The sequence below is a fragment of the Coprococcus eutactus genome (assembly GCF_025149915.1).
In the GTDB taxonomy this organism is placed as follows: domain Bacteria; phylum Bacillota; class Clostridia; order Lachnospirales; family Lachnospiraceae; genus Coprococcus; species Coprococcus eutactus.
Window position 1 is genome coordinate 1,615,895 of sequence record NZ_CP102278.1, and the last position, 14,208, is coordinate 1,630,102.

Annotated in this window: 13 protein-coding genes, 1 other RNA gene and 1 pseudogene; all 15 read right to left on the bottom strand. The window is 41.7% G+C overall.

Features of this window, described 5'->3' with window-relative positions; genetic code table 11:
- Window positions 1–21: 21 nt before the first annotated feature.
- The 15 genes and pseudogenes from NQ536_RS06945 to NQ536_RS07015 all read right to left on the bottom strand — a co-directional run bounded on the left by NQ536_RS06945 (window position 22) and on the right by NQ536_RS07015 (window position 13,958).
- A complete protein-coding gene (locus NQ536_RS06945; protein WP_004850857.1) occupies window positions 22–1,971 on the bottom strand; it encodes an AAA family ATPase in 1,950 nt (649 codons plus the stop codon).
- Window positions 1,972–2,082: 111 nt separating this feature from the next.
- Window positions 2,083–2,637, bottom strand: a complete 555-nt coding sequence (locus NQ536_RS06950; protein ID WP_004850859.1) for a S24/S26 family peptidase — start codon at window positions 2,635–2,637, stop codon at window positions 2,083–2,085.
- Window positions 2,638–2,713: 76 nt separating this feature from the next.
- Window positions 2,714–3,214 (bottom strand): S26 family signal peptidase, encoded by a 501-nt coding sequence (locus NQ536_RS06955; protein WP_004850861.1) that lies wholly within the window; start codon window positions 3,212–3,214, stop codon window positions 2,714–2,716.
- A gap of 262 nt (window positions 3,215–3,476) precedes the next feature.
- Window positions 3,477–3,818, bottom strand: a transfer-messenger RNA (tmRNA) gene (gene ssrA, locus NQ536_RS06960).
- A 171-nt stretch (window positions 3,819–3,989) separates the two neighbouring features.
- The gene (locus NQ536_RS06965; RefSeq protein WP_004850862.1) at window positions 3,990–4,355 is read right to left on the bottom strand and encodes a hypothetical protein; all 366 of its coding nucleotides are present in this window, start codon (window positions 4,353–4,355) and stop codon (window positions 3,990–3,992) included.
- Window positions 4,356–4,573: 218 nt separating this feature from the next.
- Entirely contained in the window at window positions 4,574–5,044 is a 471-nt protein-coding gene (smpB, locus tag NQ536_RS06970) for an SsrA-binding protein SmpB (protein ID WP_004850863.1), read from the bottom strand.
- Window positions 5,007–7,190: a ribonuclease R gene (gene rnr / locus NQ536_RS06975; RefSeq protein ID WP_004850865.1), complete on the bottom strand. Its 2,184-nt coding sequence runs from the start codon at window positions 7,188–7,190 to the stop codon at window positions 5,007–5,009. Before rnr ends, smpB begins: the two co-directional genes overlap by 38 nt.
- A 123-nt stretch (window positions 7,191–7,313) precedes the next feature.
- The gene (gene secG / locus NQ536_RS06980; RefSeq protein ID WP_022058919.1) at window positions 7,314–7,565 is read right to left on the bottom strand and encodes a preprotein translocase subunit SecG; all 252 of its coding nucleotides are present in this window, start codon (window positions 7,563–7,565) and stop codon (window positions 7,314–7,316) included.
- Between the two features lie 192 nt (window positions 7,566–7,757).
- On the bottom strand, window positions 7,758–8,573 hold the full coding sequence (gene thiD, locus NQ536_RS13920) for a bifunctional hydroxymethylpyrimidine kinase/phosphomethylpyrimidine kinase (RefSeq protein ID WP_044997980.1): 816 nt from the start codon (window positions 8,571–8,573) through the stop codon (window positions 7,758–7,760).
- A gap of 153 nt (window positions 8,574–8,726) precedes the next feature.
- A pseudogene (locus NQ536_RS13925) lies at window positions 8,727–9,239 on the bottom strand (HAD family hydrolase); the annotation flags it as partial.
- A gap of 31 nt (window positions 9,240–9,270) precedes the next feature.
- A complete protein-coding gene (gene thiE, locus NQ536_RS06995) occupies window positions 9,271–9,924 on the bottom strand; it encodes a thiamine phosphate synthase (protein WP_004850871.1) in 654 nt (217 codons plus the stop codon).
- Between the two features lie 73 nt (window positions 9,925–9,997).
- Window positions 9,998–10,819, bottom strand: a complete 822-nt coding sequence (thiM, locus tag NQ536_RS07000) for a hydroxyethylthiazole kinase (RefSeq protein WP_004850873.1) — start codon at window positions 10,817–10,819, stop codon at window positions 9,998–10,000.
- A gap of 142 nt (window positions 10,820–10,961) precedes the next feature.
- Entirely contained in the window at window positions 10,962–11,381 is a 420-nt protein-coding gene (gene mscL, locus NQ536_RS07005; protein WP_004850874.1) for a large conductance mechanosensitive channel protein MscL, read from the bottom strand.
- 85 nt (window positions 11,382–11,466) lie between these two features.
- On the bottom strand, window positions 11,467–13,011 hold the full coding sequence (gene gpmI / locus NQ536_RS07010) for a 2,3-bisphosphoglycerate-independent phosphoglycerate mutase (protein ID WP_004850877.1): 1,545 nt from the start codon (window positions 13,009–13,011) through the stop codon (window positions 11,467–11,469).
- A 188-nt stretch (window positions 13,012–13,199) separates the two neighbouring features.
- Window positions 13,200–13,958, bottom strand: a complete 759-nt coding sequence (locus tag NQ536_RS07015) for an exodeoxyribonuclease III (protein ID WP_044997982.1) — start codon at window positions 13,956–13,958, stop codon at window positions 13,200–13,202.
- Between the last annotated feature and the right edge of the window lie 250 nt (window positions 13,959–14,208).

Consider the following 14,208-nt stretch of genomic DNA (forward strand, 5'->3'; position numbering starts at 1 on the left):
GTCAAGGCGGGGTGTAAATGTCTACCACAATCCAATTACGGTTCGGTTGCAGTTTTCATACAGTTGTCTGTCAGCAATGTTTTTGATCGAAGAGATTAGATATCTAATTCCCAATCCGTTCTCAGCGGCAGTTTTCGCGAGTCTTTTCTTCTGATCATCTGAGAACTTTACATCAACCCCAAATTCTTTTGTAAACCTGTCCATGAATCCCTGACTGTTTAATAAATTATAGAAATCATTCTCGTGCATAGTCTGAAGCTGGGAAATACAGGTTATTCTACCCGCAAGCTCTGGTCTGACATGAGCATACTTGATGAGATCATCTGGTGTGAATGTACTTTCATATCCCTTGAATTCCGTCATATCACATATAGTATCAGCAGATTTAAATCCTATGCAAGACATATGCGAGTTTACTTCCTTATTTTTCAGCATGTCCTCAAAAGCTCCTAGGAACACCCAACTTATGTGGGTAGTATCAATCGTGAATGAGGACTCATCAGTCGGAATCAGATCATCTTTCCTCAGTAATACTTTTCCAGGTTCTAAGAGCTTAAGCAGTTCATTCTGCACCGTTACCTTATACGCATCAGCAAACACTTTATCCGCCTCGTCTAACACAACGATCAAGTGATCACGATCCTCAGGGGCAACTCCATCCCAAAGCGATGTTACCTTACATGCCCCTTTCCAGCCTTCTCCAGTAAGGACTGTAGCATTGTACAAAACCACATTCTTATATAACGCCTTAATCTGCCTGAAGATCTCAGTCTTTCCGCAGCCGGTTGGTCCCACGAACACCACGTTACGTGCTCTGCCATTTACATGATTCCAGAGCAGCGTGGACGCAACCTGCTTGGCTTCATCCTGACCATAAATCTTTTTATCCAGGTAAGCTTTAATTCTTTTAGGCGACTGCAGTATATATTCAGTCTGATCCCAGAAATCATAAGTAAAATCATCTGATGTAAGTACTTTTGTGTGTTCATCTTCATCAGACTGAATTCGTGATACAGCGGATTTTACTGCAAATTTTATATCATCTGTATACAGCTCTCCTTTTCTTGTATTTATCAGTTTAGAGATAACCTCATCCATATCCCCAGACAATGCGTAACCAGCATCGCTAATACCATTTCTGATATCTGTTCTGTAGTCAGTCCAAACTGGTGGAATAAGAGATATGGTCTGAGCGCCTTTTTCCAGCAAAATTTTTTTTAAATTCTCAGTGCATCCAGTTACTCCCAGAACAATTATTTTGTCTTTGGACTTGCTGTTTATAAAAGCTTCTAACTCCTTGGTGAATTGCTTAATGAGTCCCTGATCATAAGCCAGATGTCCCAATAAAACTAAAGCATCGTTGATCCAATACGGAGATTTGTTGCTATGAATTAATTCCCATTCTCCCTCTGAATTTCTTCTCTCAGTCACCATATCTAATCTCAAGCTGATACCAGGTATCTCTGTATCTATGGGTACCTCCGGAACAAAGTAACAAACACTTTCTATCCTGCTCTTCATCTCATCCTTTGAACAATCTTCCAGTTCATCTCCACTAATTTTCCCATAAGCCATTTTTATAAGCTGTAACTCATACTCAGACCCGCTAAGATCAGAAGCCTCTGGGTCAATTATAGAGATATCCGTAATGTCCTCAAGATCTTCAAAGTCGTCTGTAAGATCATCATCAAAAAACTCCAGGTCTAATGCTTGTGTTTGATCCATATTATTTTTACGTCTGTTCTTACTTGCAATACCAGCAGCGATACCCACTGTAGCCGCAACAGCTCCATCAATGACATTCTTATTAAACTCTCCACCATCCACATTCAAAATATATATGTGATTTGGATTAGAGGATCTAGACTCTCCCAGCTGCATTCCTCTAAGAAAATTTCTATTCTGGTTTGCGCCAAACTCTGCTGTCTTGTAATTATAAATTTTGTCAATAAAAGTCAAATTGTTATTCATATAGTATTTTTGTTCTCCTTTCGTTTCATAACCGGTCTAAACTACTTATACTACATTTGATATGTAGACGCCATCCCTTACAGGCGCCGGCATTTGAGCTCACAAATTTCTTTATTGAACACTTTCAATGGGTAAATTTTTTTCAAGGCAGTATGCCTCTCTTTTATATGTACGACCATCTTCTGTAAGATTTAGTACTTTTAATAAACAAATATTGCTGTTTGTCTTATCTTCATATTCTATTTGATTTTTTACTTTATCCTTAACAAGTGCAAATACATAAGGATTTTTCATCAGGTCGGCTACATCCTGCAGATATCGCAACCTAACAATTTCTCCCGAGACTTTCTTTATATCTATGATATCTTTGTAGTAATATGCAGGAATTTCCTTGATACAATTGTATGTAACTACTCTTTTTCCAATCTTCCTTGTATCTTTTACCACATCACCTCTTTCAAGAGTATATCCTGATTTTTTCATCAAATATTCCGAGCCAGAATGAAATGAGGCTTCCATTGAATATCCAGAAACCCTCACACAATGTATATCAAACATAGGAGCCTTTATTAACACAACTAGAGCAAATACAATGATTAGCAGCTGGCCCATAGCACGAACTTTTAGCATATGAACTCTCTCATCAGTATAACGTTCAAAATCCATATTTTTTCTACCTCTTTTTCTGTTTCTTATTTCTACATCTATTTCTGTTTATTTTTCTGCCCGCTATTTCTGATTGCTATTTTACCTTATACGAGAATACTTCCACACCGCGGATAAGGCATTCCGGCATGAATCTAATATCGAAGCGTCCACTATCATACAGAAAACTCCTGTCATCAAGAACATAATACTCTTTTTCAGGGACGGTCCCTGAGAAACTCATACTGTCTACTTCTATGTCCTTAGTATCAAATTCCGATCCGTTGACATACAAAATACCATTCTTTATCTGTATACTGTCACCAGGTAGTCCTACTATCCGCTGTAGATATCTGTGTCCTTCGATATCTATCATAACCAGATCTCCCCTGTCTATAGTGTAACCGGATACCTTCATTATGCTTCCAATTTTAGTTCTCTGCTTGTCCCAGTAGTTATATACCAGCTTATCTCTCATATATATGCCGATGCCACCCAAGACAAGAACCACCATCAGCATAAGCACACCCACGATGCGCAGCATAGCAAGTCTGCTTTTCATTATCACATCCGGCATATCAAAATCATATGCACACATATATAAAGCCTCCCCATCATTTTTATCTTTTATTGGATCAGTATAGAATCCGATACATCATACATACATCTTATCCGATCATCTCTCGTCAGACCATCAACTTGTAGTTTAAATAAAAAGCAGGGCATATAGAAACAAAATCTATATGCCCTGCTTTTCCATTTAGTGGAGCAGACGAATTAAAAGGCGAACTCCGTTCGCAGGCGTCTGCGTGTTTCACAAGGATTCCTCCCACCTTCGGCGAGTCCCTCCTTATGAAAATTAGTGGAGCTGGGGGGAGTCGAACCCCCGTCCAAAAGCTCATTCACTACAGTTTCTTCCATCACAGTCAGTGCTTTAACATTCCCTCAGCCTATCGCCCACTAACATGCTATAAACCTTAGTAGCTTCATGGATTTTCCTACATCGCAAAGCTTAGATGCAGGAGTTTGCCGAAAGTCGACGCCATTCCTAAAGGCTCGGCGTTCCTAAAGGATGACGGCTGCAACTAGGCAGCGTATGCTAAATTATCGTTAGCGTTTATTTTTTGTCCAGCTTTTAGCGTGGCTCTGGTCCACGGATGGCTTCCATAGCTTCAAAACCCCTGTCGAAACCAGTCAACCCCTGATTGTTTAATAAACCAGTGATAACCGATTATTATATATTATGTGGAATCCACATGATATATGCATATATTCTAATGTCATATTCTCATGTCATAATCTCATGTCATATTCCACGCAATATCTGATATATTGCTACACTATCTACTACCGTATAACTTATAGCTTTCTGCTTACTCTGCTTCAGTTGAAGCAGTCTCCTCTGATGAAGCAGCTTCTGTTGTATCGTCCTCTGATGTTGAATCAGCAGCCTCCTCTGAGTCCGTTGTATCTTTCTCTGCATCTGTGCCAGTAGCAGGGAGCAATGAATCATATCCAAGATCTGAATAAGCCTTATCTATATAACTGTTAAGACTTGATGCCTCCACATACTTTGGAATAGCCTTATATATCTTAACACCTGCTATGCTTCCTACAATACCGGCTATCACAACTATAGTAATCGTAACAGCAAGCACCTTTTTCACCTTCTGCTTACGAAGTATCTCCTTGCGGTGCTTCTTCTCATATTTTCTCTGATCTACTTTACTCTGACTCATAACTCTCTTCTCCAAACAATTCGTATTATATGAAAATCATTTCTAATTTTCAACACCCTGCTAGTATAACACATGCAGGAGAACATTTCCAACAAATAGTTCCATAATATATCATATTTCACAGTTTTTTGACATATTGCATCCGAAAGCTTCCCACGGTTCAGAGTATATTTACTCTCTACACCCCAAAGCTTCCTATTACACAGCCCAGCACATAACTACTCTCTGTTCCTGTTTTTCAGATCTCTCTCCATCTCACGCTTCATATCTTTCTTCGCTATATCCTCACGCTTATCATAGAGCTTCTTACCCTTTGCCAGACCGATCTCCATCTTGACAAGGCCATCCTTGATATATACCTTGAGCGGCATGATGGTGTAGCCCTTTACTTTCTGCTGTCCTATGAGTTTATTGATCTCGTACCTATGCAGCAGAAGTTTGCGTGTTCTGAGCGGATCCTTGTTGAATATATTGCCCCTCTCGTATGGATTGACATTCATCCTGTACACGTATACCTCACCGTGATCGATTCCGACAAATGCCTCCTTGATGCTGCAGTGTCCCTGCCTTATGGACTTGACCTCCGTTCCCACAAGCTCGATACCAGCCTCAAATTTCTCTTCTATAAAATACTCATGATATGCTTTTTTATTATTTGCGATGAGAGTGTTTCCTCTTTCCTTTGACAAATTTATCCTCTCCTTTATAAACAATACTGAAGTCTATAGACTTCGTCATCTTATCCGTGTTCTTAACTCTGATCTGTATAGGATCTCCGATGGCATACTGATTTCCAGTCTCCTCACCTATCATAGCATAATCTTCCTGGGAAAAATAGTAATAATCATCGCGCATATCCGCCACATTTACAAATCCTTCTACCGTATTCGGAAGTTCAACAAACATTCCTCGGTTGGTGACACCAGACACAAATCCATCGTATACCTCACCAATATGTGCCGACATATATTCTACCTTCTTGAGCTTTTCGACATCTCTCTCAGCTTCCTCTGCACGCCTCTCCTTGCGGGAATTGTCATCAGCAACCCTGTCCAGTATCATGCTATAATGCTCTATTCGCTTGGAATCAAGCTTTCCATGTATATTTTCCTTTATTATACGATGAATCTGCAGATCTGGATATCTCCTTATAGGAGAAGTGAAGTGACAGTAGTATTTGCACGACAGACCAAAATGTCCTGTACATTCAGTGGAATACTTCGCCTGTTTCATGGTTCGAAGCGCCATCCTGCTGACAAGATTCTCGTACGGCTCGCCTTTTATCCTGTCAAGAAGCTTCTGAAACTCCTTTGGATGTATATTCTCCTTTGAAGCCTTGAAGTACATTCCAAAGTTGCTTATAAGAAGCGACAGCTGCTCCACTCTGTCTGCATCCGGAGTCTCGTGAACTCGGTATTCAAACGGTATATCCTGCCAGAAATAATCCTCGGCGATCGTCTCATTTGCGGCAAGCATGAAGTCCTCTATGATCTCATTTGATCTTCGTCTCTCATATACTCCTATAGATACAACCTTACCGTCAGAATCTATCTTGATCTTCGACTCATCGAAATCGAAATCTATCGAACCACGTTTTCTCCTGTTTGCCCTGAGAAGATCTGATACATGAAGCATGAGTTCAAACATCGGCACAAGCTCCTCATACTTTTTAGTCTCCTCTGGATCGTGGTCCTCAACTATGGCGGAGACACTTGTGTACGACATTCTACGATCTACATTGATAACCGTCTCGCAAATCTTATGTCCAACTATATGTCCATTCTTATCTATATCCATAAGACAGCTGAGTGCAAGTCTGTCCTGCCCTTCATTAAGTGAGCAGATGCCATTTGACAGCTTGTGCGGAAGCATAGGTATAACTCTGTCCACAAGATAACAGCTTGTACCCCTGTTAAGCGCCTCCTTATCAAGCGGAGAATTCTCCTTCACATAATGAGTCACATCAGCTATATGAACACCCAGCTTGTACATACCATCTTTTTCATACAGAGTAATAGCATCATCTAGATCCTTTGCATCCTCTCCGTCGATCGTGACTGTCTGAAGGTGCCTGAGATCTGTTCTGCCCGCCATCTCCGATGTGCTGACCGAATCAGGTATCTGAGCAAGGCTGTCCATGACTTCATCAGGGAAATCAACCGGTATATCTAAGGCTCTGACAACAGACAGAACATCGCTCTCAGGATCGTTGATATGTCCAAGTATCTCTATGATCTTGCCTTCTGGTGACTTGACCTTGTCCCCATAACTTATGATCTCCGCCACGACCTTATGACCCGCCATAGCGCCCATGGAATTAGCCTTCGATATAAATATATCACCATCGATCTTGAGATTGTCCGGTATGACAAATCCAAAGTTCTTATTCTTCTGATATACTCCGACAACCTTTTTCAAACCTCTCTCAAGTACCTTTATGACCGTAGCTTCCTGCTTCATGCCCTTAGGTCTGTCCTCGGCACGTATAAGGACCGTATCACCGTGAAACGCTCCCATTGTATTCTTTTCAGGCACAAAGAAATCCTCCTTCATCCCCTCAACACGGACAAAACCAAATCCTCTCTGATTTCCTATAAATGTTCCCTTGTAGGTACCCTCGCCAACTTTCTGATAACGTCCCTTTGCAGATCTGATTATAAGACCTTCATCGGTCAGATCGTTCAATATATCCAGAAATGTCTGTCGTTCATCTCCGGGAACCTGAAGGAATGTACACATCTCCTTAAACTTCATCGGTGGATAGTCATCATCACAGATGAACTCATACACTGTCTGTTTTCTTTTATTATAAAGATCTATATCTTGATTATCCATATATGTCCTTTCTCTGATATATCACTATTTTATAACTCATTGTAACAAATATAATAAAAAAATGCTTAATAACAAAAAATGCTTACATATATCGTTTAATATATGTAAGCATCAGAATTCATATTAGTTAAAAAGCTTTGAATCAAGCAGTAATGCAAGTACGAAGAACAACACTGTAAGCACTGCTGTTATCTTCTTAAGTATCTCCTGCTTGGAACTTCCCTTATTCTTGCCCCAGTAGGAATTGTCAAATCCACCGCCTGCTCCTGATATTGAGCTTGTAAGGCTGGCATCTTTTCCTTCCTGTGAAAGAACCACGATCGCTAATACTATACATATTATAACATAAACTACAAGTAATATCGTCTTTAACATCTTAACACCTCCGTTTCCGAAAAATGGTGCGTGCATATTCCGAACACCAACTCAAAACATAATATCATATCGTTTTGATTTATTCAATACGCTTTTTATTTTTCTTTACAAGATTTGATAAGAGCTGATAAAACTATCATGATAATTCCTATCACAAGTCTTAATGTCAGCACACTTCACAGTACAGTATCGTTATATCATGAATCTGCTGTCTATATCAAAGCCATGGTTTAACGGGCCGCTTCCTCTTCCTAGATCAAGCATCGCAGCCAGGGCTCCTGAGATGTACGCTTTTGCTCTCTGCACAGAAGTTTCTATATCATATCCCTTTGCAAGGTTGGAGGCTATTGCACTTGAGAGTGTACACCCCGTTCCATGGGTATTCGGATTTTCTATTCTCTCACCTGAAAACCATGATACATTCTCTCCATCAAACAGCATATCATTCGCATCGTTTATGCTATGTCCGCCCTTCACAAGAACTGAGCAGCCATATTTTTCATATATTTTCCTTGCTGCACTTTCCATATCTTCCTTAGACCGGATACTCATACCTGTGAGGGCCTCTGTCTCTGGAATATTTGGGGTGATCAGCTTTGCAAGTGGGAACAGCCTTCCTGTCAAAACGTCCACAGCATCATCGCTTATGAGTTTAGCACCGCTTGTCGCAACCATCACAGGATCAAGCACCACATTCTCCGCCCTGTAAAATTCAAGCTTGTCTGCGATCACATTTATAAGTTCTGGCACAGACACCATACCTATCTTGACCGCCTGTGGTCTTATATCTGTAAATACTGCATCTATCTGATCTGCAAGTATGTCAGGTGTCACATTCATGATGGATGTCACACCTGTGGTATTCTGCGCCGTCAAGGCAGTTACTGCGCTCATGCCAAACACTCCATTTGCCTGCATGGTCTTAAGATCTGCCTGTATTCCCGCACCTCCCGATGAATCACTGCCCGCGATGGTAAGAACCGGTGCAAGCTGGCTTCTGTCAGGCAGCAGCTCATCTATAAGCTCGGCAAATCCCAAATAGTAATAATTGCAGTGAACCTTAAGTTCTGCTTGCATGTCACGGCTTGACTCGTCATAGAGTCCTACAACTGTAAATCCCGCATTCTGAGCTGTCTCGGCCGCATGATAGGCATCCTCGAACACAAATGACTCGCCGACTTTCGTCCCCATAAATTCGGCCGCAAGCTCATATATCTTTGGAGAGGCAGCCTTTCCAACGCCAACTTCCGAACACGTAAATATCTTGTCTACATATTCCATAAGTCCATTTCTTGAAAGAGCAGCCTCCACATGGCATCTGTCGGTCGAAGTTGCAACGGTTACAGGTATATTGTGACTCTTCAACAGCCTGAGGAACTTAAGGACTCCATTCTTAGGCACAACCTTATTTGCATAGAAATCTCTCACAGTCTCATTTATGCCATCTATGATCTCATCCGCCGTGAGTTTTAACCCATAATGATCACGTATATATTCAGCGCCCTTTTGCATAGTCATTGTAAACAAGACTTTTTCAAGATCAGGCTCAGCCTCTATCCCCTGTCCTGCAAGGTACATCTCGCCCGCATGGTCCCACATCGGCATAGAGTCCAGCAGAACTCCATCCATGTCAAATATCGCACCTTTTATATCGCTGATAACTATCTTTTTCATGTGCACCTCTATCTATCTCTAATTTCAACATCTACTGTTCAAGCATCTTCTCCACAGAAGCCTTGAGGTCTTCCGTAGCTTTCTTTATGTCGTTCTGTCCAAATATGGCGCTTATCACTGCCACGCCGCATATTCCAGAGCCAGCAAGTTCAGACACGTTATCCTTTGTTATTCCGCCTATGGCGATAACCGGTATGGAGACAGCCTCACATATCGCTTTCAGTGTCTCATGGCTCACATCATCCGCATCATCCTTTGAGCCTGTCGCAAATACTGCGCCAACTCCGAGATAGTCTGCACCGTGTTTTTCGGCTATTATCGCCTGTTCAACAGTCTGAGCGGACACGCCAAGTATCTTGTCCGGGCCAAGCACCTTTCTGACATCCATCGCCTCCATGTCGCTCTGGCCCACATGCACACCGTCAGCATCTATATCTTTCGCTATGCTCACCTCATCATTTATGACAAACGGAACTCCGTACTTCTTGCAGAGCTTCTGTATCTCCAGCGCCTCAGCAAGAAAATCTTCTCTGTCAAGCTTCTTTTCCCTGAGCTGAACAAATGTTGCCCCACCGTCGAGTGCTTTCTTTACCTGATCGTATAATGTCTCGTCTCCGAGCCAGTGTCTGTCTGTGACCGCGTAAAGCATAAGCTCTTTTTTACTGCAATTTATCATGATATACATCCTTCTTCCATATTGTATATTCTATATATTATATTCAAATTTTAGCCCTGATAAATATATACTTCCTTATCATTTATCTGATTTCATATCTGGCGCCTTTTTCAAGAGTATCACCATCCATATTGTATACAGCATCAATTATCCTGTTTCTGTATGTAGAGTTGCCCTCAAATGTCTGGAGATGAGAATAACCTATCTCGCCTGCAAGTCCCATAACCATGACAGCCGCGGCAGCAGCCTCAAGTTTGTTATCCGGATTTGCCGCAACGTATGCAGTCATCATTCCGGAGAGCTGACAGCCTGTTCCCGTGATCTTTCCCATCTCAGGTCGGCCATTTCTTATGATATAACACTTCTCGCTGTCTGCGACAAGGTCTATCGCACCTGTCACCGCTATGATTGATCCTGTCTCTGCAGATAATTTTTTGACAAATGTTACTGCTCCGTCAAGTGTATCCTCAGTAACCGCATCTGCCACATCCGCATCAACTCCCTTTGTGCTTCCTGAGCCGTATGCAAGAGTCTTTATCTCTGAGATATTTCCTCTTATGACATCAAATTTAACATCTCGCATAAGTCCGACAGCTGTATCTGTTCTGAGCTTGCTTGCTCCCGCTCCAACAGGATCAAGAAGCACCACATGTCCAAGTTCATTTGCCCTCTTTCCGGCAAGATACATAGATGGTATCGTATTCTTATTGAGTGTACCGATATTGATATTCAGTCCACCGCATATGCTTGTTATATCGGGTGCGTCATCCTCATCGTCCGACATGATCGGACTGCCGCCACAGGCAAGGATAACATTTGCCACATCGTTTACAGTTACATAGTTTGTTATATTGTGCACCAACGGCACATTTTTTCTTACATTTTCAAGACATTCTTTTATCATGATCTTTTATCTCCTTTGTAAATATTATATTCCTAAAAAATTAAACAGCAGCTATGCCATAAGGCACAGCCGCTGTTCCTATGCTGTATATATTCCTACGCTGGCATTATCCACATCAGGTTCTAGGTCAAGATGTCTACACCTACTCCTGAACAGGTGGAACATCTGATGTACAATGCATACACTTTGTTGCTTTAATATCTATCTCTCCCATACAGTAAGGGCACTTTCTTGTGAGAGGCGCTGTTTCCTCTTTCTTCTTGCCAAGATCCATGATAGCATTGATTCCCTTCATGATGACAAATATAACAAATGCCATGATTATAAAGTTGATCACAGCTGAAATAAACGCTCCGTACTCGATATACTGTCCAGTGTGGAATATCTGAAAATGTCCACCGATCTCTGCTCCGCCTATGCTGTTGATTATTGGTGTGATGAAACAGTCTGTAAAAGCTGTAACCAATGACTGGAACGCTCCACCAATGATAACACCGATAGCCAGACTCATCACATTACCCTTAAGGGCAAACTCCTTAAACTCTTCCAAAAACTTCTTCATATGTGTCCTCTCAACTGAATACAGCACCGATCATAACAATCTTATATTATAATTCGGTGCCGTATCTTTTATTTATTGTTCTGAACTACTTTCTTACAATAAGTGACTTGCCTGTCATCTCTTCAGGCTGAGGAAGTCCCATAACCTCAAGAAGTGTAGGTGCGATATCTGCAAGGCATCCGCCCTCGCGAAGCTCTACGTCCTCACCATAGTTGTAAAGGATAAATGGTACAGGATTGGTTGTATGAGCTGTGTGTGGAGCACCTGTCTCGTAGTTGATCATCTGCTCTGCGTTACCGTGATCAGCACAGATGAAGAGAACTCCATCAACCTTATCAATCGCCTCTACTGCAGCGCCAACGCACTTATCAACTGTCTCTACAGCCTGGATTGCTGCAGGGATAACTCCTGTATGACCAACCATGTCAGGGTTTGCAAAGTTGATGATGATCACATCATACTCTCCGCCAAGGATGGCAGCATTGAGCTTCTCGCTTACCTCTGGAGCACTCATCTCAGGCTGGAGATCATATGTTGCTACAGCAGGTGACTTTACAAGGATTCTGTCCTCATTCTTGTTAGGCTCCTCAACACCGCCGTTAAAGAAGAAGGTTACATGAGCATACTTCTCTGTCTCAGCAAGTCTGAGCTGCTTAAGTCCCTTAGCTGCAAGATACTCGCCAAATGTGTTGTCGATCTCTTCTTTCTTGAATGCAACAAGCTTGTTAGGTATTGACTCGTCATAGTCCTTGAAGCATACATATGTGAGTGGCATACGACCATTTGCTCTCTCAAATCCATCGAAATCGTCACAGCAGAATGCTCTGGTAATCTCACGTGCTCTGTCTGGTCTGAAGTTGAAGAATATAACTGAATCATTTGGCTTAACAAGTGATACAGGCTTACCGTTCTCTGTGATGACTGTTGGAAGAACGAACTCATCATATACTTCCTTGTCATATGACTCCTGCATAGCTGCTACAGCATCCTCTGCCTGAACTCCCTCACCTGTCACAAGTGACTTGTATGCAAGCTCTACTCTGTCCCATCTGTTATCTCTGTCCATTGCGTAGTAACGACCTGACATAGATGCAACCTTACCTACACCGATCTCCTTCATCTTTGCGATGAGCTCCTCAAGGTAGCCCTTACCTGATGCGGGCGGTGTATCTCTTCCATCGAAGAATGGATGAACGTATACGTTCTCAAAATTCTGCTTCTTGCAAAGCTCAAGGATCGCATAGAGGTGTGTATTGTGGCTGTGAACACCACCGTCTGAGAGAAGTCCCCAGAGATGAAGATCAGAATTGTTCTTCTTGCAGTTCTCTATTGCAGCGAGCATCTCCTCGTTCTCAAAGAAATCTCCATCAGCGATTGCCTTTGTGATTCTTGTAAGCTCCTGATATATGATACGGCCTGCGCCGATATTCATATGACCTACCTCTGAATTGCCCATCTGACCGTCTGGAAGTCCTACAGGAAGTCCTGAAGCTGCGCCCTGCACAAATGGTGCTGTAGCCATAAGCTTGTCCATAACAGGCGTCTTTGCAAGTGCTACTGCATTACCCTCTGTCTTGTCACTGAGACCATATCCATCGAGGACCATTAAAACTACTGGTTTCTTACTCATAATTTTTCTCCTTTTTATTTATTCCGGCTAAATGCCTCTTAATCATAATTCATTCATTGAGATTATACTTATATAATGTCAATTTTTCAAGCTGTGATGACTCGCTTTATCATGTTTTTTGTTATATTAGATACATATACCTGTAAATATTATCACTTGTTTTTGCATTTTTGTATTTTCAGCGCATACTACATGTCGATATCCAGCTCAACCGGACAATGATCAGATCCCATGATATCGGTGTGGATCTTGGCATCGATAAGTTTATCCTTCAGACTTTCCGATGTGAGGAAGTAGTCGATACGCCATCCGGCATTCTTCTCCCTTGCCTTAAATCTGTACGACCACCATGAATAGATATTTTCCTGATCCGGATAAAAATATCTGAATGTGTCGATGAAGCCATCATCTAGAAGCACCGTCATCTTCTCTCTTTCCTCATCAGTAAATCCCGCATTCTTCCTGTTTGTCTTTGGATTTTTCAGATCTATCTCATTGTGAGCCACATTCATATCACCGCACACTATAACAGGCTTATTCTCCTCAAGCTTTTTCAGATATGCTCTGAAATCATCCTCCCACTTCATCCGGTAATCAAGCCTTGCAAGCTCGTTCTGTGAATTTGGCGTATATACAGTCACCATGTAGAAGTTCTCATATTCAAGTGTTATGACACGACCCTCATGGTCGTGTTCATCTATGCCTATACCTTTTGTTTCACTCAAAGATTTCTCTTTTGTGAAAATAGCCGTACCTGAATATCCCTTCTTATCCGCATAGTTCCAATACTGATAATATCCTGGCATATCAAGTGTGAGCTGTCCCTCCTGCATCTTGGACTCCTGTATACAGAATATGTCTGCATCTATGCTGTTAAAAAAATCCATGAAGCCTTTACCGGCGCATGCCCTTATTCCATTTACGTTCCATGAGATAAGTTTTTTCATAAATTTATATACCATTTTATCCTTTCATTATTATTTGGGAAAAATCATGTTTTATTTTAACATGTCGCCTACCGGCTCCATGCAGGCATTCGCATTATGACGTCTTGCGCAAGCGCATCCGTCGCAATGCTCATTATATCATATCGCCTGTCGGCTCAATGAGGGCATTCGCATTATGACGTCTTGCGCAAGCGCATCCGTCGCAATGCTCATTATATCATATTTTATTTTCTCATACAAACACCCATTC

Excerpts from the sequence above, each read along its gene's own strand:
- NQ536_RS06945 (WP_004850857.1), bottom strand. The coding sequence starts at position 1,971 with ATGAATAACAATTTGACTTTTATTGACAAAATTTATAATTACAAGACA.
- NQ536_RS06950 (WP_004850859.1), bottom strand. The coding sequence starts at position 2,637 with ATGGATTTTGAACGTTATACTGATGAGAGAGTTCATATGCTAAAAGTT.
- NQ536_RS06955 (WP_004850861.1), bottom strand. The coding sequence starts at position 3,214 with ATGTGTGCATATGATTTTGATATGCCGGATGTGATAATGAAAAGCAGA.
- NQ536_RS06965 (WP_004850862.1), bottom strand. The coding sequence starts at position 4,355 with ATGAGTCAGAGTAAAGTAGATCAGAGAAAATATGAGAAGAAGCACCGC.
- rnr (WP_004850865.1), bottom strand. The coding sequence starts at position 7,190 with ATGGATAATCAAGATATAGATCTTTATAATAAAAGAAAACAGACAGTG.
- secG (WP_022058919.1), bottom strand. The coding sequence starts at position 7,565 with ATGTTAAAGACGATATTACTTGTAGTTTATGTTATAATATGTATAGTA.
- thiE (WP_004850871.1), bottom strand. The coding sequence starts at position 9,924 with ATGTATATCATGATAAATTGCAGTAAAAAAGAGCTTATGCTTTACGCG.
- thiM (WP_004850873.1), bottom strand. The coding sequence starts at position 10,819 with ATGATAAAAGAATGTCTTGAAAATGTAAGAAAAAATGTGCCGTTGGTG.
- mscL (WP_004850874.1), bottom strand. The coding sequence starts at position 11,381 with ATGAAGAAGTTTTTGGAAGAGTTTAAGGAGTTTGCCCTTAAGGGTAAT.
- gpmI (WP_004850877.1), bottom strand. The coding sequence starts at position 13,011 with ATGAGTAAGAAACCAGTAGTTTTAATGGTCCTCGATGGATATGGTCTC.
- NQ536_RS07015 (WP_044997982.1), bottom strand. The coding sequence starts at position 13,958 with ATGAAAAAACTTATCTCATGGAACGTAAATGGAATAAGGGCATGCGCC.